This window comes from Methanocella conradii HZ254, from assembly GCF_000251105.1.
GTDB classification, from domain to species: domain Archaea; phylum Halobacteriota; class Methanocellia; order Methanocellales; family Methanocellaceae; genus Methanocella; species Methanocella conradii.
The window spans coordinates 1394935-1413529 of sequence record NC_017034.1; the positions used below are offsets into that span (position 1 = coordinate 1394935).

19 protein-coding genes are annotated in these 18595 nt (G+C 53.6%); 5 read left to right on the forward strand and 14 right to left on the reverse strand.

The window, feature by feature from the left end; all coding sequences use genetic code 11:
- Positions 1 to 56 precede the first annotated feature (56 nt).
- The 3 genes from MTC_RS07315 to MTC_RS07325 are packed head-to-tail and all read left to right on the forward strand — an operon-like array spanning position 57 to position 3917.
- Positions 57 to 647: a 4Fe-4S dicluster domain-containing protein gene (locus MTC_RS07315; protein WP_014406052.1), complete on the forward strand. Its 591-nt coding sequence runs from the start codon at positions 57 to 59 to the stop codon at positions 645 to 647.
- Positions 640 to 1578, forward strand: coding sequence for a CoB--CoM heterodisulfide reductase iron-sulfur subunit B family protein (locus tag MTC_RS07320; protein WP_014406053.1), 939 nt, complete (start codon positions 640 to 642; stop codon positions 1576 to 1578). Before MTC_RS07315 ends, MTC_RS07320 begins: the two co-directional genes overlap by 8 nt.
- Positions 1563 to 3917 carry an FAD-dependent oxidoreductase gene (locus MTC_RS07325; protein WP_014406054.1) on the forward strand — a complete coding sequence of 785 codons (2355 nt, stop codon included), beginning with the start codon at positions 1563 to 1565 and terminating at the stop codon, positions 3915 to 3917. Before MTC_RS07320 ends, MTC_RS07325 begins: the two co-directional genes overlap by 16 nt.
- Here MTC_RS07325 and MTC_RS07330 read toward each other — a convergent pair.
- On the reverse strand, positions 3883 to 5256 hold the full coding sequence (locus MTC_RS07330) for a glycerate kinase type-2 family protein (RefSeq protein WP_014406055.1): 1374 nt from the start codon (positions 5254 to 5256) through the stop codon (positions 3883 to 3885). The two genes, MTC_RS07325 and MTC_RS07330, sit on opposite strands and share 35 nt — an antisense overlap.
- A 79-nt stretch (positions 5257 to 5335) precedes the next feature.
- On the opposite strand from MTC_RS07330, the gene MTC_RS07335 reads away from it, so the two are divergent.
- Positions 5336 to 6472, forward strand: coding sequence for an alkaline phosphatase family protein (locus tag MTC_RS07335; RefSeq protein ID WP_014406056.1), 1137 nt, complete (start codon positions 5336 to 5338; stop codon positions 6470 to 6472).
- Between the two features lies 1 nt (position 6473).
- On the opposite strand, the gene MTC_RS07340 is transcribed toward MTC_RS07335, so the two are convergent.
- From MTC_RS07340 to argB, 11 genes are all read right to left on the reverse strand, one after another.
- Complete coding sequence (locus MTC_RS07340; RefSeq protein WP_014406057.1) at positions 6474 to 7298, reverse strand: 2-amino-3,7-dideoxy-D-threo-hept-6-ulosonate synthase; 825 nt, start codon at positions 7296 to 7298, stop codon at positions 6474 to 6476.
- A gap of 315 nt (positions 7299 to 7613) precedes the next feature.
- Positions 7614 to 8354, reverse strand: a complete 741-nt coding sequence (locus MTC_RS07345) for a winged helix-turn-helix transcriptional regulator (RefSeq protein ID WP_014406058.1) — start codon at positions 8352 to 8354, stop codon at positions 7614 to 7616.
- 35 nt (positions 8355 to 8389) lie between these two features.
- The gene (locus MTC_RS07350; protein ID WP_014406059.1) at positions 8390 to 8881 is read right to left on the reverse strand and encodes a hypothetical protein; all 492 of its coding nucleotides are present in this window, start codon (positions 8879 to 8881) and stop codon (positions 8390 to 8392) included.
- Between the two features lie 259 nt (positions 8882 to 9140).
- Positions 9141 to 9425: a phosphoribosyl-ATP diphosphatase gene (hisE, locus tag MTC_RS07355; RefSeq protein ID WP_014406060.1), complete on the reverse strand. Its 285-nt coding sequence runs from the start codon at positions 9423 to 9425 to the stop codon at positions 9141 to 9143.
- 1 nt (position 9426) lies between these two features.
- A complete protein-coding gene (locus MTC_RS07360; RefSeq protein ID WP_014406061.1) occupies positions 9427 to 10266 on the reverse strand; it encodes a CBS domain-containing ParB/RepB/Spo0J family partition protein in 840 nt (279 codons plus the stop codon).
- A 123-nt stretch (positions 10267 to 10389) separates the two neighbouring features.
- Complete coding sequence (locus tag MTC_RS07365) at positions 10390 to 10686, reverse strand: hypothetical protein (protein WP_014406062.1); 297 nt, start codon at positions 10684 to 10686, stop codon at positions 10390 to 10392.
- A gap of 93 nt (positions 10687 to 10779) precedes the next feature.
- Positions 10780 to 11508 carry a GltB/FmdC/FwdC-like GXGXG domain-containing protein gene (locus MTC_RS07370; protein ID WP_048189167.1) on the reverse strand — a complete coding sequence of 243 codons (729 nt, stop codon included), beginning with the start codon at positions 11506 to 11508 and terminating at the stop codon, positions 10780 to 10782.
- Between the two features lie 4 nt (positions 11509 to 11512).
- On the reverse strand, positions 11513 to 13027 hold the full coding sequence (locus MTC_RS07375) for a glutamate synthase-related protein (RefSeq protein ID WP_048189590.1): 1515 nt from the start codon (positions 13025 to 13027) through the stop codon (positions 11513 to 11515).
- 11 nt (positions 13028 to 13038) lie between these two features.
- Positions 13039 to 14133: a class II glutamine amidotransferase gene (locus MTC_RS07380; RefSeq protein ID WP_014406065.1), complete on the reverse strand. Its 1095-nt coding sequence runs from the start codon at positions 14131 to 14133 to the stop codon at positions 13039 to 13041.
- A gap of 326 nt (positions 14134 to 14459) precedes the next feature.
- The gene (locus tag MTC_RS07385; protein ID WP_014406066.1) at positions 14460 to 14897 is read right to left on the reverse strand and encodes a universal stress protein; all 438 of its coding nucleotides are present in this window, start codon (positions 14895 to 14897) and stop codon (positions 14460 to 14462) included.
- A gap of 13 nt (positions 14898 to 14910) precedes the next feature.
- The gene (argB, locus tag MTC_RS07390; RefSeq protein ID WP_014406067.1) at positions 14911 to 15789 is read right to left on the reverse strand and encodes an acetylglutamate kinase; all 879 of its coding nucleotides are present in this window, start codon (positions 15787 to 15789) and stop codon (positions 14911 to 14913) included.
- Positions 15790 to 15867: 78 nt separating this feature from the next.
- On the opposite strand from argB, the gene MTC_RS07395 reads away from it, so the two are divergent.
- Complete coding sequence (locus MTC_RS07395) at positions 15868 to 16794, forward strand: NAD(P)/FAD-dependent oxidoreductase (RefSeq protein ID WP_143767104.1); 927 nt, start codon at positions 15868 to 15870, stop codon at positions 16792 to 16794.
- 20 nt (positions 16795 to 16814) lie between these two features.
- Here MTC_RS07395 and MTC_RS07400 read toward each other — a convergent pair whose 3' ends face one another.
- Positions 16815 to 18395 carry a sodium:solute symporter family protein gene (locus MTC_RS07400; protein ID WP_014406069.1) on the reverse strand — a complete coding sequence of 527 codons (1581 nt, stop codon included), beginning with the start codon at positions 18393 to 18395 and terminating at the stop codon, positions 16815 to 16817.
- A complete protein-coding gene (locus tag MTC_RS13775) occupies positions 18395 to 18508 on the reverse strand; it encodes a symporter small accessory protein (protein ID WP_338036517.1) in 114 nt (37 codons plus the stop codon). Before MTC_RS13775 ends, MTC_RS07400 begins: the two co-directional genes overlap by 1 nt.
- Positions 18509 to 18595: the final 87 nt, after the last annotated feature.

Consider the following 18595-nt stretch of genomic DNA (forward strand, 5'->3'; position numbering starts at 1 on the left):
TTTTTATCCATTTAGGTAATATTAGTATCTTTTAAGGAAAAAATAATTAAAGGGTGATGTCCATAGTATTTTTTGGTAGCATGAGGGTCGCTTTAAGGAATGTAGCCGAGCCTTCCGGAGATTTTCGCCTTGAGGAGACGTGTGGCTATGAAAAGTGCATGCAGTGCGGGCGATGCACGGCGAGCTGCCCCGCCGCATTCATCTATGAGGACTATCGCCCTCGCGACGTGATGAGGATGCTCCAGATAGGCGACAGGGAGGCGTTGATGCGCGTCATCTGGCGCTGCGGCCAGTGCTATTCCTGTGCGGCAAGGTGCCCGAGGAACAATAGCGTCGGGGCGGGAATCCTCGCCCTTCGGGAGTCTGCAATGGCGGCAGGGCTCGCGCCTGAAGGAATAATGGCCACGGCAGCCATGATCCGCAAAAACCTTTATGGGCATGGCGAAACCTTCCTCCCTGCTACGTTTGACTTCCTGGAAGAGTTCGGCCCCAAGACTACCCAGAGGTGCCGCGATAATGCCAGCAGGAGAGTAAGGCTAGGTTTCGACAGGGATGATGCAAGGGCCCGGCCCATACCGGCAAATTCTATGAAAGAGATAAGGGCGCTCATCGACATGACGTGGCCTGGAGGCGAGGCCGATGCTTAAGCCTCAAAGCATACCCGAGGATAACTATTATCTATTCAAGAGCTGCGTGACGTGCTCGATCTATCCTGGCATCGAGAAGTCAATACGCTTCGTCCTGGATAAAATAGGGGCAAGCTACACCGATGACCCGCGCCATTCCTCATGCACGGGGTTCGGATACCACGCAGGCGTCGTGCCGCTAAAGACATGCCTGGCGTTAAACGCCCGCAACTTTTCCCTGGCCGCGGAGTCCAGGGACAGCCATATAGCCTGCACATGCCCAACATCATATGGAACGCTTAAAGAATGCAAGGATATCCTCTCACGAGACCCATCGCAAAGGGAATACGTTGAAGAAGCCCTAAAAAAGGTGGGCAGAAATCTGGACCTTTCCCCGAGCATCCATCACGTCTCAGAAGTTTTTCTTGCCAGGCTCGAGGGCATCCGGTCGAAGGCAGTACGTGACCTTAGCGGCGTGAGAGCCGTGACCCATCATGGGTGCCATTACTCTAAGATTTATTGTGGAGATGTGGCCTCGGGCGACTTCGAGAGGCCCACAGTGCTAGACGACATCGCGAAGGCCTTAGGGTGTAGCGTGCTGGACTATAATGAGAGGTCGCTATGCTGCGGCATGGGATTCCATTATACTTTAGTGGACCGTGAGTATCCCAGGTCTGTCCTGAAGCGTAAGCTGGCTAGCATAAAGGAAGCCGGCCCCGACGTCATAATTACCCAGTGCCCTGGCTGTACTTTTAACCTGGACTACTATCAGGAGAATCTATCGAACGCGTTGGGCCCGCTGGACATCCCTGTCATGTACTTTTCTGAGCTTGTGGCCGTCGCGTTGGGGGCAGACCCTTATGATATAGGGCTGGACATGCACGCGGTGCCGGTAGAGCCCCTGCTTGAGAGGCTTGGCATCGCGGGAGGAGAGCGATGGCGCCAAGGGTAGGCGTTTTCATCTGCCACTGCGGCGACAACATAAAAGGCACATTGGACGTGGATAGGCTGAAGATGGCAGCATACGCCGAGGGCGTCGAGTGTGTGGAGGACTACCCGTACATGTGCTCGGCGGACGGCCAGTCGCTCATTAAAAGCCGAATAAAAGGCCTTAGCCTTGAGCGCATAGTGGTCGCCGCGTGCTCTCCAAATGTACATGAGCACACGTTCAGGGAGTGCGTGAAAGATGCGGGGCTCAACCAGTATATGGTTGATATAGCGAACATCAGGGAGCAGTGCGCCTGGGTGCCGTCTGAAGACGCCACCGGGAGGGCAATCGATATCATACGCTCGTCAATATACGGCGTCAGACAAGCGGTGCCACTGGAAAACATGACTGTCAATGCTGAGAAGAGAGTCATGGTGGTCGGCGGCGGGATATCAGGCATGACCGCAGCGCTGGCCCTGGCAAAGCAGGGCATTCACGTATATCTCCTAGAATCCGGCCCTACCCTGGGCGGGAACATGGTAAAGATAGGGAAGGTCTTCTCCCCTGATAAGCTGACCGAGGAATGCGCCATGTGCTCGTTGGCCCCGATCATGGGCGAGGTGGCGAAAAACAGGCGGATAGAGGTGAGGACGCTTTCACAGGCCATAGGGCTTAAGGGACATGCCGGGGATTTCACCGTGACCATCGAGTCCGCACCTGCATACATCGACCAGAAGAAGTGCACCTCATGCGGCAAGTGTGCCAGCGCCTGCCCTGTAAAGGTGAAGGACGAGTGGAACTCCTCGCTCTCGCTGAGAAAGGCGGCATACAGGCCGTTCCCGCAGGCGGTCCCGGCCTCTTATACGATTGACGGGGATGCATGCAAGAAGTGCGGGAGCTGCGTTAAGGCGTGCAGCGCGGGCGCGATAGACCTGGATGCAAAGCCCCGTAGAGAGACGCTGCACGCTGGGGCCATAATCATCGCCACCGGCCACAGGGAGCTTGACCCTTCAGATAAGCATGAACTGGGATATGGAAGGTATTCGGGCGTCCTCACCCAGATGGAGCTTGCCCGTCTGCTCGCGGTCAATGGCCCGACCGCCGGAAAGCTAAAAAACCCTGTTACTGGTGAGGCCCCCAGACGGGTCGTCATGGTGCAGTGCGTCGGCTCAAGGGACGAAAAGCCGGGGTCGATACCGTATTGCTCGAAGATATGCTGTATGGTGGCGCTCAAGCACGCCAGCTACATTAAAGACCATTTCCCCGATACTGAAGTTTATATTTGCTATACGGATATGAGGGCGCCAGGCACTTACGAGAATTACTACAGAGAGGTGCAGAAGAAGGGGGTCAGGTTCATCCGGGGCAGGGTAGGGGAGGTGTTTAAGGATGGCCCGCTAGTCGTACGGGTTGAGGATACCCTGGGCGGGGGGCCTTTAGAGTTGGAGGCGGACATGGTGGTGCTTTCCTGCGCCCTGGAGCCCTCTCCCGGGACGGTGCAGGCGGCAAAAGCCCTGGGTGTGGGCATGACTCCCGAGCTTTTCGTCAGGGAGAAGCACCCGAAGCTGGACCCCGCCTCCACGACATCGAGGGGCATATTCGTCTGCGGGACTGCTGCGGGGGCGAAGGATATCACCGACTCCATAATGCAGGCGCGGGCGGCGGCGTCCAAGGCCGCAGAACTTGTCAGCGCCCCCGTTGAGATAGAGCCCGGGTTTGTCGTCATAGACCACGATAAGTGTACCGGATGCGGGGCGTGTATCAGGCTCTGCCCGTATGGCGCCGCGTACACTAACGGCATGGTGACGATCGATCCGCTATCGTGCATCGGCCTGGGGGGATGTATAATGCGCTGCCCTGAGCACGCCATCTCCCTACCAAGGTGTAGCGATGAGATGCTATACGCGAGGATAGACGGCATGCTGTGCGATGGCCCCCGGATACTCGCCTTCCTGGACGAGAACATCGCCTATACTGCTGCGGATAACGCGGGCGTCAACCGGCTCGCCTACCCTTCGTCCATCAGGATTATCCGCCTTCCTTCTATCATGCTCCTCAAGCCTGACCACCTCATTTATGCCCTTAAAAATGGTGCCATCGGCATTTTCCTGGGCGATGGCACCACGAACTCGCCGGAGGGCGCGGTTAAGGCGAACGTCGCGAAGCGGGTGGAAGAGCTTAAGAAGGCCCTGGCGAGAGAAGGCCTCGACCCGCGCCGGGTGTTTTACTATGAAGTCTATCTGCCCCATTATAGGGGACTGGCTGCCAGGATGGAGCAGTTTGCCGCCATGCTAGGCGGAAAGGGCAAAGCTGATGCGCCTGACGCTCCTATTGCTGAGGTGCGGCGTGCTCGTTCCTTATGAGGATGAGGCGCAGGTCGCTCACGTTGGTGCCCGTAGGGCCGGTATAGACCAGCTCGCCCAGCGCTTTGAAGAAATCATATGACGAGTTATTCTTGAGGAAATCGGATATTTGGAGGCCCATTTCCTGGGCCTTTTTCATTGTTGTGGCGTCAGCTATGGCGCCGCAAGCATCCGTTGCGCCGTCGATGCCATCCGTATCTATCGAGATTATGGTGGTGCCTTGCGCATAGTTCTGGAGGAAGCCCAGCACTAGCTCCTGGTTTCTTCCGCCCTTTCCACTCCCGACTACCGTGACGGTGGTCTCCCCTCCTGATATGATGGCTGCGGGCGGCATTACAGGGTTGCCCGACCTCAGGCATTCTTTCGCTATTCCCGAAAGCACCAGCCCTACTTCCCTGCTTTCTCCAGTTATGCATGACCCAAGGATGAGGGGCCTATATCCTTTTTCTGAGGCCTTTCTGGCCGCAGCCTCGAGGGCGATGATGTTGCTCGCCACGATGACGTTGTTGACGCGCTCGAAAATGGGGTCCCCGGGCTTGGGGGTCTCTGGCACCAGCCCTTTAGCACCATTTTCGAGGTGATTGATGACGCTTTGAGGCGATTTCTCGTATATGCCATACTTTTTGAGAATCCGGAGCGCTTCTGAGAACGTCGTGCAGTCCGGCGCCGTAGGCCCTGATGCGATGAAGCCTGCGTCATCGCCTACCACGTCGGATACTATGAGGCTTACCACGGCTGCGCCGTTGGAATACTTTACAAGATTCCCGCCCTTGATTGCCGATACGTGCTTGCGCACCGCATTCATCTCAGCTATGGTTGCGCCGCTTTTGAGCAGCAAGTCGGTAAGCCTTACCTTGTCTTCCAGGCTGATGCCTTTTGCCGGGCACGGGAGCAATGCAGAGCCTCCCCCTGAAATCAGGAAGATGACCAGGTCGTCGGGGCCGGCTTTCGAGAGCATCCTCAGCATCTCCTCGACGCCGCGGACGCCATCTTCGGTCGGTATAGGATGGCCGGCGTGGTTTATCTTTATAGCCCGGCTCTTTACGTCCACGCCATAGCGGTCGTTCACGATGCCCGCCGTTATCCTGCCATCCAGTATCTTCTCCACCTCAACGGCCATCGTGCCCGATGCCTTGCCGCCACCTAACACAAAAATACGCTTAAAGCGGGAAAGGTCGTACTTGTGGCCCTTTATATCCAGCACGTCGCCGTTAAGCTGAATCGAGTTAGCGATGACGCTCTCAGGCAGCACGGCGGCGATGCCCGCTTCCACGATTTCCAGCGCATCAGACCTCATCGCATCATTCCGTGCGATGGCCCAGGCATTCCTAATAATCATAAATCTAGGTTTAGGAGGCCGGACAATAAAAATTTCCGACCATTAAGACTAAATATCATAAAAATGAAAATAAGTTGATATGCGCTATCTACCCTTATGCCTGCTCTTGTTCCTTGCCGTTTTTCAGGTGAGCGCCTGCGCGCAGGGGGCCGTCCTCGTCATCATCGACGGCATGGGATCTTCATATCTTAATTCACATGTGGCCACATATGCGAGCGGCGCGGCCATTGAGCCTATCAGCCTGAAATCATTCGACCGGGCGATGGCCCAATACCAGCTAAAAGTCCCTGTACCCGCCACAGAGTATGGGCATGCTGTGATTGTGACCGGGTACTCTAAAGCATCTCAAGAAACCTTGACTTACTATCATGCCACGATATTCGACGCCCTCGAGGATGACGGGTATCTGGCGCTCGGCATACTGGAGAACGGCGATAGTAAAGAAATGCTAGGAGAGCTAGACGCTGCCGTCCATAATAAAAACGAGTCCATCTACAAGCCTGATATCGAGTTTCTTTCCAGGGAGCAAAATGTGCCCGCAGACATCGCGTACATGATGGAAAGCCACGCACGACTGGGGGAGAGCAAGGCTGGAAAGGACCCCTATAAGCATTATATAGAATATAACGAATGGGCGGTGGGTTTTGCCACAGATGTGGTACGATATATGGGCGAGCGGCATCCGGGACAGAACTATGTCTTGATTGTCAACGCAGGAGGGCTGGACAGCGCCGGGCACAGCTTCGGGTATGACGGATACAGGGCTGTCTTGACGGGGCTTGACGATGCCATGGGAGGACTCGTCGATGCATGCGAGGAGACTGGCACGATCTTAATGGTCACAGGCGACCACGGGATGAGCTTTCCGGACCAGGGCAAAAAGGGCTCCCATTCTGCCCCCGATGTGGCATCACGCAACGAGAGCGTGCTGGTGCCCCTGCTTATATACCCTAATACCACAATGATAAGCGGAGGCGTGTACGGCCAGGAGTGCCTGGCACCCACCCTTCTCTCGCTACTAGACGAGCCGAACACGCTGAGCGTGTGCGACGGAGAGCCAATCCCTATAAAAGACAGGCCGGCCCTATACTCTAAAATGGATACGGGTGAGCAAGCCAAGCCCTCTTCTCACACATGGATGGCTTATGCAGCGGTGGCAGGCATATCGGCCACTGGCATTTGCATCGCCCTGAGCCTGGCCCAGATGAGGAAATAGCTTAATGCGCACCTATTGCCGCCCGCTCTATATGTCCATTTTTCACGTACCCCCTGAGTATGGACGAGGCCTGCTTAGCGGATACGCCATCGATGATGACCGCCCTCAACGCCGCAGTCATCAAGTCCGGCCGGGCGTGCTGGAATATGTTCCTGCCCAGCGATACGCCAATAGCGCCAGCCGTCATGGCGTCTTCCACCATTTTCAGCACCTCGTAGTCGCTTTCGCACTTCGGGCCGCCTGCGATGACCACTGGCGCAGGACAGGCCTCGGTGACCAGGCGCATAGACTTTATGTCGCCAGTGTAGGGGCACTTCACTATATCGGCTCCAAGCTCTCCCCCCACCCGTGCGACGTGGGCTATCTCATCTGGCGTGCCCTTAGCGTTCTTGCCCCTGGCGTATGTCATCGCCAGCAGGGGCATGCCCAGGGAGTCACACTCGTCCGCAATCTCGCCCAGGTCGCTGAGCATGTCCGGCTCTGTATCGCAGCCGCCTATGTTGACGTGGACCGAGATGGCGTCCGCCCCTAGCCTGATGGCCTGCTCTACAGAGGATACGAGCACTTTCCTGTTCTTATCCTCGCCCATCTTCGTCCCCGCCGAGAGGTGCATGATAAGGCCGCACTTCGGCGGGCTTCTCAGCGACTTTATGACGCCCTTATGCAATAATACGGCGCTTGCGCCTCCCTTTTCCACGAGCGATACCATGCGGCCCATATCTGTTAGGCCCTCTATAGGCCCCTCGCTTACCCCATGATCCATGGGGACTATTACCGCTCTGCCCGATTCGAGTATCCGGTTCATGCGTATTGTCTTTCCATCCATGTATACCACCACACGCGCATGGCCGGCGCTGTAAATTTTCGAAGAAACGGGGAACAAAGCCGCAGGAACTCGAAAAAACAGTCGCCAGCCGGCGTTGTCCCTTAGTTAAAGCTAAACCACCAATAGCCCTGGCTGCCGCTAAAGCCAAACAGTTGCGCAGCGTTTGTTAAGGCTAATGGGTTCATGACTAGTCATTATGTATCGTTTTTGCTGATTATATATTTTGCTACTTTGTTGTTCGGACGAAGAAGTAGCTGCATCGCAATGGGAACAACGTTTTATAGTCTCTTTGGTGTAGTTTAATTGAGAGCTAGCCTAGTTTGGCTTGTAGCGTAGCAGGACCATGTGGGCGTCTTGCTTTAGATAGCATCGCTTGAACTTTCCATCCTGCCTGAACTCGAGTATGTCGTCTTCCGACATTTTTTTGATGTATTCGTGGGTCGTGCTTTTGGCTAGATCGAAGCTGCTCGATAATTCCTGGTTGGATATGCCCGGGTTGTCCATGATTTTGAATAGTATTTTTCTGGTGTTTTCATTTTTTAGATACATAGAAATGATGTTTTCTATGTCCATTGGCGATGATGTGTTGTAGAAGACTCTGGCGAATTTGCCCTTTTTAATGAATGTGATCTTGTCGTTTGAGAGTAATTGGCTGAGGTGGTATTTTAGCGTGCCTCTGTTGATGTTTTGCCTTTTTGAGAGCTCGGCTATCGTTACGCCGGGGTTTCTCTGGATGAAGCAGAGGATCTCCCTCGTTTTTGGGTTTTCGAGGGCGTGTTTTAGACGGCCAAAAAAGAAAGGAAAAATATAAATTAGAGATGTTATACTAAATAAACAAAATAATATATATGTTAATTGTATATGTACAGGAAGTTTCCAAAATGGAGTAAGGCCTTGATCAATTACTCCATTATTTTTAATTTCGGGATTTTTTTGTGGGTCGAATGTAGTAATACTATATCCACCATTATTTTCATTAATACTTTGAGTATTAGCGCTACAGCAAATAGAAGAAAATAAAAAAATAAAAATTATAAATTTGATGATTTCGCGCATATTATGTACATATACAACAGCTAACTATAATAATTTTATGAGAACGTAAAGTATTGAAATCCTGCTACTCGGTCCCCATATATCTTAAAAGCATATGTACCCTGTGCTACTCCACTACTTCTAGATATAACAATTGGAATATCCCCATTTAAACGCCCGTCTATAATATCATAATATGGCCCTAAAACATAACCATCAGGTGTTATGATAGTCATGCTAAGCGAATTCGCTGGATTACCCCAATATAATTCAGCACCAAAGCTTGTTACGTAGCCGCTTATTGTTTTATATCCCCATTTAATTTGTCCTTGCGATATATAATCACTTAAAGAAGCCAAAATGCTAAAACTTGTACCTTTATCGGAACTTACAGCATAATTGCTTTTACCGATAGTCACGACATAACCGCCATCTCCAGGCTTAATATTCTTTGAAGAATCTACACTCGCCGCACCGGCCGATGCCGCCGCCACTCCGGCCAGCAACGCCAGCAAAACCAATACTACACCGCACTTCTTTATTGACATTTAGATCACCTAAAAAGAAGCGTTTGAAGAGCAAGGCTTAAATTTTATGTCCAAATCGCCGAACTGAAAAATTAGCAAACTTACTTTCATGAAAGTCAGTTCGGCGATTTGGACAGAAATGATATATAAGCCAAAAGCAAACAAGCACGTGCAACAAGTAAAGAGTAATTGGGGTATATTAGTTTGGACATTTAGGTCCCGGAGAAAGGAGAAGGGGTTTTCCGCCCCCTAAAACTCCCATCCTTTCTCGTCGGGCACATTATTTTCGGCGCCTGGCAAACTCAGCGCGAACGTCATCAAGAGAGATGCCTTTTACGGCCAGCATGACCATCAAGTGAAAAATAAGGTCGGCGCTCTCGGCGACAATCTCACCATCACGGCCATTCTTGGCGGCAATGACGACCTCAAAGGATTCCTCGCCAATCTTCTCAAGAACACGATCCAGGCCCTTAGGGTCACTCAACAAAGAGCTCACATAAGAGTCCTCCCGCGGATTCCTAACGCGGTCACGAACAACGGAAAAGACCTCATCCAAAACGTCCATACTACTCAGTCTCCATACCCTTACGCTCAAGCTCCTCAGGCGAAGAAGCCTTACGGTCCCTCATCAAAAGCCGCTCAGTTATCTCAATGAGGGGGTGCTTCGCATAATCGAGCACCTGGATGTCATCGATAGTCTTAAGGCCGGCATCCCTCGCAGACTTCTCCATGCCCAGCGGGATATCCTTAGGTATCTCCAGGATATAGGCGTCAATCTTCTCAATGCCCAAACGCTTCGCGGCCACGACACGGTGGTGGCCATCCGCGAGAAGCCACCTGCCAGGCTTATGGATGACGATGAGGGGCTCGGCCAATCCCTTCTTAAGCTCGTAAATCCTGCCCTCGAGCTCGTCGGCAAACACCTTACCCTGCGTGGGCATGAGGTCATTGATGTTCACTTCGCCCCTCGTGACAGTTATGCTGACGTTATGCAGCGTCTCCAGCGTCTTCTTGAGCTTCCAGACCTTCTGAGGGTCTGCACGCTCTATCTGCGAGCGAATCACGTCCGAGTTAGTGATAATGCCCACGAGGTTGCCCTTATCGTCCACCACCGGAAGCTTGCTCACGCCCAGCCTAAAGATGACCCGCGCCACCTCGTTAATCTCCATGTTAGGGTGCGCAACTATCAGGTTCTTACTCATGACGTTTTTAACCAGCTCGTCAGAATCACACAGAAGCATGTCGAGAGAAGATATGTACCCCTCGACCTTGTTCTCGCGGGTCACGGGAAAGCCGTCGTGCCCCGTCTCTCTCGTGAGCTTGATGACGTCCATGACGGTATCGTCAGGCGATACGGTGATGACCTTCCCCGTCATGTAGTCGCCAACTCTCAGCTTATCGGTCATGGTATCCAGACATTCATATAGCAGTTATAACAGATAATCTTATTCACTTCATGGAAGGGCTATGAAGATAAATTATGCTCGCAATGGTAAAAAGCAGCGCCTTATTCGTCGCAACGCAGTGGCTTATCCCAGGAGCTTCTCGTAGGCCGGCTCGCTCCACTCATAGATCTCGGTCAGCTTATCGACGAGGATCCTGGCCAGCTCCGGCGCCTTCCTGTAGCGCCAGTCGTTCTCGAACTCCTCCAGAAACTCCTCGGTCCAGGTGCCATTCATCCTGAACTCGATCTCGGAGAGCTTACACAGGATCTCCCGCTTGGTCATGTCCACGCAGCCAGTCGGATACCTTACCTCGGCCACGTCCTCAAGGTCAGTTAGCCCTTTAACGTCATCCTCTATCAGGTGGCACATGTCTATCCTCATGTCAAATCCCTCCGGCTAAAGATTGTCTTTTATCGTAGTTAGCATTTATCGCCTTTAACCCTTCCGAAGGAAAAAGAACGGGATATAGGCCGCCTAGGAGGTATACAGGCTACCGTACGGCCTGTGCGACCTCGGAGATAGCTTTAGGAACGGCTTCCTCATGATCTCGTCGAAATCTTTTCCGAAGTGGGCGCAATACTCGCCCACAAGCCTTCCGATGATGGATATATCCCTGGCGTCTGGCTCCGACTTTATCACTTCACGGCCCAGGTAGTTATCCTCAACGTCCCCCCTGACGTATATGACGCCTCCATGCATGCCCGTGCCCACGTAGTCTCCCGTAATCTTCCCGCCGCTCAGGCCAAGCAGAACAACGACGCCGCCAGCCATGTACTCGCCCAGGAAGTCGCTTGCAGCTCCGCCGATGACTATGGCAGGCACGCTATCCTGGTAGGCCTTCATATGGATGCCCACCCTGTAGCCCACGTCACCCTTGATGAAGACTTTGCCGCCCCTCATCGCATAGCCGATGACGTCGCCCGCATTTCCATGGACGACGACCTTGCCGGAGTTCATGGTGTTGCCGATGCCGTCCTGGCCGTTCCCGTGCACCACTATCTCCGGCCCATCCATAAAGATGGCAAGGTCATTTCCAGGCGTTCCATTAATGACGATCCTCATCCTCGCCCTTAGCCCATCGCCGATGAATTTCTGGCCGCAAACGTTATCAAGCTCTACCCCGGCCTCGCCGCTCTCCACAAGCTCCCGTATCCTCTCGTTAAGAGCTCTGTAGTGCATATCCTTTGCGTCAATGCGTATCATGTTATCATCGCCCCGCAGGCTTGATGCCGAGTATCTCAAGCGTCTTTTCATCCAGGCCTATCCCGCGCAATCGCTCACGGTTACCCCTGAGGCTTTCTATTGAGTTGATGCCCAGGGCGCCGAGCACTTCCTGTATCTCGTGGCTCCATGCGCTCAAAAGGTTAGTCAGACGCTGCGCGCCTACTTCAGGGTCAAGCCTGGATACGAGGTGTGGCTTCTGGGTGGCAATGCCCCATGAGCAATTACCGGTGTTACATTTCTGGCATATGCGGCAGCCGAGCGCTACGAGGGCCGCGGTGCCTATCATCACGGCGTCCGCGCCGAGGGCGATGGCCTTTATCACGTCCGCGCTCTGGCGTATGCCGCCCCCTACCACCAGGGATGCCTGGTTTCTGATGCCCTCCTGCCTCAGGCGGTCGTCCACGGCTGCAAGCGCAAGCTCGATGGGTATGCCCACGTTATCCCGTATGACGCGGGGGGCTGCGCCCGTCCCGCCCCTGAACCCATCTATAGTAACTATATCGGCCCCCGCCCTCACTATACCGCTACAAATGGCAGCGATATTGTGGACAGCGGCCACTTTGACGGATACCGGCTTTTTGTACTCGGTAGCCTCCTTCAAGGCGTATATCAATTGAGACAAATCCTCTATCGAGTATATGTCGTGGTGCGGGGCCGGCGACAGCGCATCGGTGCCCACGGGGATCATCCTCGTCTTCGCCACCTCTGCGTCTATCTTCTCGCCTGGCAGGTGTCCTCCTATGCCTGGCTTGGCTCCCTGCCCTATCTTTATCTCGACTACTGCGCCTGCATTTAAGTACTCGGCGTGCACTCCGAACCGGCCTGAGGCGCACTGCACGATGACGTGATCCTTGTACTTATAAAAGTCGCGGTGAAGGCCGCCTTCGCCCGTGTTCATGAGCGTTCCATTCTGCATGGCCGCCATCATGAGAGATTTTTGGACGTTATAGCTGACCGCCCCGTAGGACATGGCCCCGAAGATGATCGGCACGTCTAGCCTGACATTGGGCGCCAGTTCCGTCTTGAGCCTTATCTCCCCATTCTCATCTACATCGAACTCCAGCCTGTCCGGCTTTTTACCCAGATATGTGCGAAGCTCCATTGGCTCCCTCAGCGGGTCGATGGAAGGGTTTGTGACCTGGCAGGCGTCGATGAGCAGGTGGTCCCATATGATTGGATAGGGCTTATCGCAGCCCATCGCCGTCAGGAGTATGCCGCCCGTCTCCGCCTGCTTATAGATGTTCTTCCGTATCTCGTCGGTGAAGTTATCATTATGCTTGAACGTGAGCGGGCTACGCTCGATGCGGATAGCCCTGCGCGGGCACATGGCGACGCATCTCAGGCAGGCGACGCACTTTGAGTCATCCGCCAGTATGCAGTCGAACTCATTGCTATAGGCTAATGCGCCGAAGCCGCACTCAATCGTGCACTTTTTACAGCGGGCGCACTTTTTCTCATCGATGTTGACGCTGAATTCGGGCGGCACCGTGGATGGCAATATCGCTGTCGTCACTCGACATCCTCCTCCACCAGCCCTATCACGGGGGTTCCAGCCTTTGGCGCCCACACCTCGTCGGGCTCGGGCTCGATTATGCGTATTCCCGCCTCTTCTGAGGATATATACAAAAAGTCCCCTTTTTTCGCCGCCATCATTGGCCTCAGCTTTATGCGGTCGTTTAGCCCTATCATGCCCCTGTTGAAGCCCACGATGATGGCAAACGGGCCGTTCATGAGGGCGCTACCATAGGCCATGCGGATGGCCTCATACACTTTTTTGCGGTTGGCCGGCATCCTGTCTACGTCCTTCCAGAACGGTGGGGCGAGGGCGCCGGTGGCCACTTCTATGGGAAGCTTATGCCGCCTCACAAGTAAATCGAACAGGTATGCGATGACCTCGGTGTCCGTCAGCAGTTCCAGCCTGTAGCCGAACATCTCCAGGTAGCGCTTGTTAATGCCATATGAAGATATCTCGCCGTTGTGCACCACTGACCAGTCGAGGAGCGTCATGGGGTGAGCTCCGCCCCACCACCCCGGCGTATTGGTGGGGAACCTGCCATGTGCGGTCCACAGGTAAGCCTTATAGCCATCCAGCCTGTAGAACCTGGCTATATCTTCAGGGTATCCCACGCCCTTGAAGCCGCCCATGTTCTTGCCGCTCGAGGATATGAATGCGCCGTCGAAGTTCGAGTTGATGCCCATGACATGCTCTACGACGTAGTCGTCTTCGGGCTTGTCGTCCAGCTTTGAGTCGTCTACCCTCACGAAGTAGCGCCATAGTAGTGGCGCCTTTGTAATTGATTCGACCTTTGCCGTGGGTATTTTTTCATCTCTCTCGACTATGAAGCGCTCCGCGAGGTACTCTTCAAGCCTCGTTTTGCATTTTTCGTCGTCGAACATGACGTGGAAGGCGTAGTAGTCCTTATACCTTGGGTATATGCCGTATGCCGCGAAGCCGCCGCCCAGGCCGTTGGAGCGGTCGTGCATGAGGGCGATTGACTTTATTATCCTGGTGCCGTCGATGCGCTTTCCTTTTTTGTTTAATATCCCCATGATGGCGCATCCGGACGGGTTTCTTTCTCGCCTTACTTTCGTATCGCTTCTCATGTGGCGCTTTCCTCCAGCCATATTTGCGTATTGTCTTGCGGCCTCATCTAGCTTCAACTCGCTTCCTACTGCCGATATATAAAATATTCGTCAAGAGTAGGCAGTTGTATGTCTACTACGAATATATAAAGTTTACTAGAGATATGCCGTTTCGATCGAGTTTTGGTATGAGAAAACAATGGTCGGGCAGATGGCTCTTTTGTTTAGAGGCTGAAGGGAGGTTTCGCTTTGCTTCGTCTCCCCCAGTCACTAGAAAAAGAAGATGTAAGATAAATTATTCAACACGCCAGGACGGCATCGCCGTACTGGCTTAAAAGATGCTAATACTAAGGCTTTCGCACCATCAAAACCGGGCATTTAGCATGCCTAAGCACACTATCGGATACGCTGCCTATGAGGACCCGCTCAAGGGCAGACATGCCAATAGAGCCTATTACGATACAATCGGCGCCAATCTTATCGGCCACGTCAACGATGGCCTCCTTAGGCTGGCCCTCCACTATCATACACTCACACTCCACACCATTCTCATCACAAAGAGACTTTATCCTTTGTACAGCCTCCCTACCCGTGCTTTCCATCTCCACCTTACTTTCAGCGTAGTGTATGCCCGCGTGGAATGCGAGAGGGGCATTAATGACGTTCAGGGCATATAGCTTTGCACCCAGCTCCTTCGCAAGATAAACGGCATGCTCCGCTGCATAGAACGCATACTCTGAGCCATCAGTCGGCACGAGTATTGTACTATATCTTGGCAATGGCATATTCATGGCCTCCCTAGTCCAGCGTGATGCAGGTGCCCACGCCCTTATCCGTGAAAAGCTCCTGAAGCAGAGCGTGCGGCAAATTACCATTAATTATATGGACGCTCTTGATGCCGCCCTTAATCACGGATATGCTCGAAAGTATCTTCGGGATCATCCCCCTCGAAACAACCCCTTTATTTATGAGCTCATAGCATTGCGCAACGCTTAGCTGGGGAATGAGCGTCTCCTTTTTCTTCGGGTCCATCATGACGCCATCGACGTCGGTCAGCGAGACGAGGCTGGTCGCCCCTATCGCAACTGCGATATCCCCTGCAGCCGTGTCCGCGTTAAGGTTAAAGCAGTTGCCTGCGGCATCATATCCTATAGGAGCTATCGCCGGGATATAGCCGTTTTCGAGCAAGAGGCTCAATATCCCCGGGTTGATGCTCTCGGTCTCCCCAACCCAGCCGTAGTCGATGTCCACCTCCTTGCCATTCATGACCACCTTCTCAGGGGCCTTCTTCCTGGCGACGATAAAATTGCCGTCGTTGCCGATAATCCCGACGCCCTTGCCCCCATGCCTCGCAATCAGTGACACTATATCAGTATTCACGTTGCCCACGAGCACCATGCGTACTATCTCCAGCGTCTCGTCGTCCGTAACCCTCAAACCTGATACGAACTGCGGCGTCTTCCCCATGCGCTTCATCATGGCATCTATCTCAGGGCCTCCTCCATGCACGATGACCGGCTTCAAGCCGAGAAACTTGAGCGTGACTATGTCTTTTATAATGCCACTCCTGGCCTCCGGGTCGACCATCGCATGGCCTCCCACCTTTACGACGATGACCGCTCCACTATATTTTTTTAGCCAGGGGAGCGCGTCCGCGAACGATTCGCCTGCTTCCATATGATCCTCGACAAGAATACTGCTTCAATGGTAATAAATATTTATAATGGAGCGAATGTGTTTATAGAGGGACTAGCCGTGGCTGAAGAGACCGTATATGACGTGGCCATCATCGGAGCAGGCCCGGCGGGCATGACCGCGGCGCTATATTGCGCCAGGGCCAACCTTTCGACCGTGATGTTTGGGGACCCTTTCGCCTCCCAGCTCGCGAAGGCCGGCGACGTGGAGAACTACCCTGGCTTCGATTCCATACGAGGCATCGAGCTGGTCGAAAAGTTCAGCAAGCAGCTCGAAAGGTATGATATCAAGCTCGTGCAGTCCTATGTAGGGCATATCGTCCGAAACGACGGCTTTTTCAGGCTTTTTACGGATATGGGGGAGTTTATCGCCAGGTCGGTCATAGTCTCGACCGGCGCAAAGCAGTGGGAATTAAACATACCAGGCGAGAAGGAGTACCTGTACAGGGGAGTATCATATTGCGCCGTGTGCGATGGGTCTTTTTATAAAGGCAAAAAGGTAGCCCTCATAGGATATGGCGAGCAGGCGGCCAGCGCCGCCATATACCTCGCGGGCCTTGCGAAGCACGTTTTGGTACTGTCGAGTAAGCCGGACATGGATGCCCCGATACACGGGGAGCAATTGAAGGCGATTGGCAACGTGGAGATCATCGGCAACGCCAGGGTGCTGGCCATCGAGGGGAATGAGTTTGCAGAGCACGTAAGGTTTGAGGTGGATGGCCAGGAAAGGATTGAGAGGATTGATGGCCTGTTCATCGAGGGGGGCGTGCCCAACTCCGTTCTTGCGAAAGACCTTGGCCTTGAGCTTGACGAGAAGGGTAACATCGAGGTTTTCAGGCCAGACCAGCTTACAAAGGTTGAAGGCGTCTTCGCCGCGGGCGACGTGACTGGCGGCCTCCATCAGATATCGAAGGCCGTTGGCGAGGGCGCCTGCGCTGCCGTGAGCGCGGCCATCTATGTTAAGAAAAAGTTTAAAATAAGAAAATAGAGGAGCCTTAAGGCTCCAATTTATATTGCTTTTTCCGCTGCATCTTCTTCTTTGGTTGTCGTCACGCGCTCTACCATCCATACGGCGGCCAGGGTGATGATAGACAGAGGGAGCGCTATGACAAGCGGATCCACCACCTGCCAGGGCATTGGCAATATGGCATTCTGGCCAAAGAGCAGCATCGATATGCCCAGCGGCTCAGATTCTTTGATATGCACGAAGGCCGTCCAGAGGAACCATGCGACTGCACCGACCACCAGGCTCGAAGCCGCTGCCCTCGTGGAAGGCTTCTTGCTGAAAATGGCGTGGGTGAACGCAGGCAGGAATGCCGCGGCACACAGGCCCATGAACATGGCGGTGGCGCGGGCGATGATGCTCCCGGGCATGATATAGGCGAGCAGGACGCTCACGATTATCATGATGAGGACAAAGGCCTTGGTCTCGGCCAGCGACGGCTTCTTATTCCTCCACCTGCCCCATATGTCGTTCACCGCCGCGGTGCCCATGCTATGGAACAGGGCGCTCAGGGTGGACATTGCGGCTGCCAGCAGCGTGAGCATGAATAACACCACGAACCAGTCCGGCATGGACATGTTGATGTACAGCGGTATCACCGAGTCGGTATTCCCGCCGGCCGCTGCCACCGCTAGTTTCCCCATTTTCTCGTAGAAGTACACGTTTGTGAGCGCGCCAATAGTATATGCAACGCCAGGGAGCATGAGGATGAAAAAGCCTCCGATGGGCACAGCCCTGTTCAGGGCCTTATCATCCTTAGCGGTCATGAAGCGGACTATCAGCTGTGGCTGTGCGAGAACGCCTATGCCCACGCCCAGGATTATAGTCGTGACCAGGGTAAGCCATATGGGCGAGAACATGGATGGCATCGTGGTCCATCCTGTCATGCCCGTCGAGGCAAGGCTTGCGGGCACCAGGCTTGCCATGTTCGACAGGGCCTCATGCGCATTCGTAACCCCTCCCAGCGAGACGTAGGTGAATATCAGCAAAATCGACATGCCCAGTAGCATTATGATCGCCTGGAACGAGTCCGTGTATATCACGGCGAGCAGGCCTCCAAATATGACGTATATAGCCGTGATGGCCGCGAATATCAGCAGCGCCAAATTGTAATCCATGCTAAACGTCGTCTCGATGAACCTCGCCCCGCCAATCATGACCGCCGAGGTGTAGAGCGGCATGCCTACTACTATTATAAGGCCGCATGCATATTGCATGAACGCCGAGTTGTATATCTTGCCCATGAGGTCGGGAAACGTGACGGCTTTCAGCTTTTGGCCGATCTGCCTGGTCTTTTTTCCATATATGATGAACGCAATAAATATCCCGAAGAAGATGTTGAGGCCGACCAGCCATATGATGCCCATGCCCAGGTTTGCCGCGACGCCGCCAAACCCTATGATGGCCGAAGTGCTGATAAACGTGGCCCCATACGATAGGGCTATGAGCGCCGGATGGACCTTGCGGCCAGCCAGCATGTAGTCCTCAGTGCCTTTGGTCCGCTTAAAGCCCATGTAGCCCAGGAATAAAACGATTGCTATGTAAATGGCCGTACATATGGCAAACATAAGCGTGCTTACGGCCATTATTGCTCCCCGCCCTTATTCCAGTTCAGCAACCCATACAATATACATGCAATCGTAACGCCTATAGTGAAAATGTACCCGCCTAATATCCAGGGGTCATCAATGCCTAACAAGTCTAGCCCTCCTCATCATTGATATGTCATGACATGGCAATTGGTATGCTATGGCATAGCATATATGCTTATGGGATATAAAGGTTG

Excerpts from the sequence above, each read along its gene's own strand:
- MTC_RS07315 (WP_014406052.1), top strand. The coding sequence starts at position 57 with ATGTCCATAGTATTTTTTGGTAGCATGAGGGTCGCTTTAAGGAATGTA.
- MTC_RS07330 (WP_014406055.1), bottom strand. The coding sequence starts at position 5,256 with ATGATTATTAGGAATGCCTGGGCCATCGCACGGAATGATGCGATGAGG.
- MTC_RS07370 (WP_048189167.1), bottom strand. The coding sequence starts at position 11,508 with ATGATACGCATTGACGCAAAGGATATGCACTACAGAGCTCTTAACGAG.
- MTC_RS07365 (WP_014406062.1), bottom strand. The coding sequence starts at position 10,686 with ATGAGGATAGACATGTGCCACCTGATAGAGGATGACGTTAAAGGGCTA.
- MTC_RS07400 (WP_014406069.1), bottom strand. The coding sequence starts at position 18,395 with ATGGCCGTAAGCACGCTTATGTTTGCCATATGTACGGCCATTTACATA.
- hisE (WP_014406060.1), bottom strand. The coding sequence starts at position 9,425 with ATGGACGTTTTGGATGAGGTCTTTTCCGTTGTTCGTGACCGCGTTAGG.
- argB (WP_014406067.1), bottom strand. The coding sequence starts at position 15,789 with ATGGAAGCAGGCGAATCGTTCGCGGACGCGCTCCCCTGGCTAAAAAAA.
- MTC_RS07380 (WP_014406065.1), bottom strand. The coding sequence starts at position 14,133 with ATGAGAAGCGATACGAAAGTAAGGCGAGAAAGAAACCCGTCCGGATGC.
- MTC_RS07335 (WP_014406056.1), top strand. The coding sequence starts at position 5,336 with ATGCGCTATCTACCCTTATGCCTGCTCTTGTTCCTTGCCGTTTTTCAG.
- MTC_RS07360 (WP_014406061.1), bottom strand. The coding sequence starts at position 10,266 with ATGACCGATAAGCTGAGAGTTGGCGACTACATGACGGGGAAGGTCATC.
- MTC_RS07325 (WP_014406054.1), top strand. The coding sequence starts at position 1,563 with ATGGCGCCAAGGGTAGGCGTTTTCATCTGCCACTGCGGCGACAACATA.
- MTC_RS07385 (WP_014406066.1), bottom strand. The coding sequence starts at position 14,897 with ATGCCATTGCCAAGATATAGTACAATACTCGTGCCGACTGATGGCTCA.
- MTC_RS07350 (WP_014406059.1), bottom strand. The coding sequence starts at position 8,881 with ATGTCAATAAAGAAGTGCGGTGTAGTATTGGTTTTGCTGGCGTTGCTG.
- MTC_RS07320 (WP_014406053.1), top strand. The coding sequence starts at position 640 with ATGCTTAAGCCTCAAAGCATACCCGAGGATAACTATTATCTATTCAAG.
- MTC_RS07345 (WP_014406058.1), bottom strand. The coding sequence starts at position 8,354 with ATGCGCGAAATCATCAAATTTATAATTTTTATTTTTTTATTTTCTTCT.
- MTC_RS07340 (WP_014406057.1), bottom strand. The coding sequence starts at position 7,298 with ATGGATGGAAAGACAATACGCATGAACCGGATACTCGAATCGGGCAGA.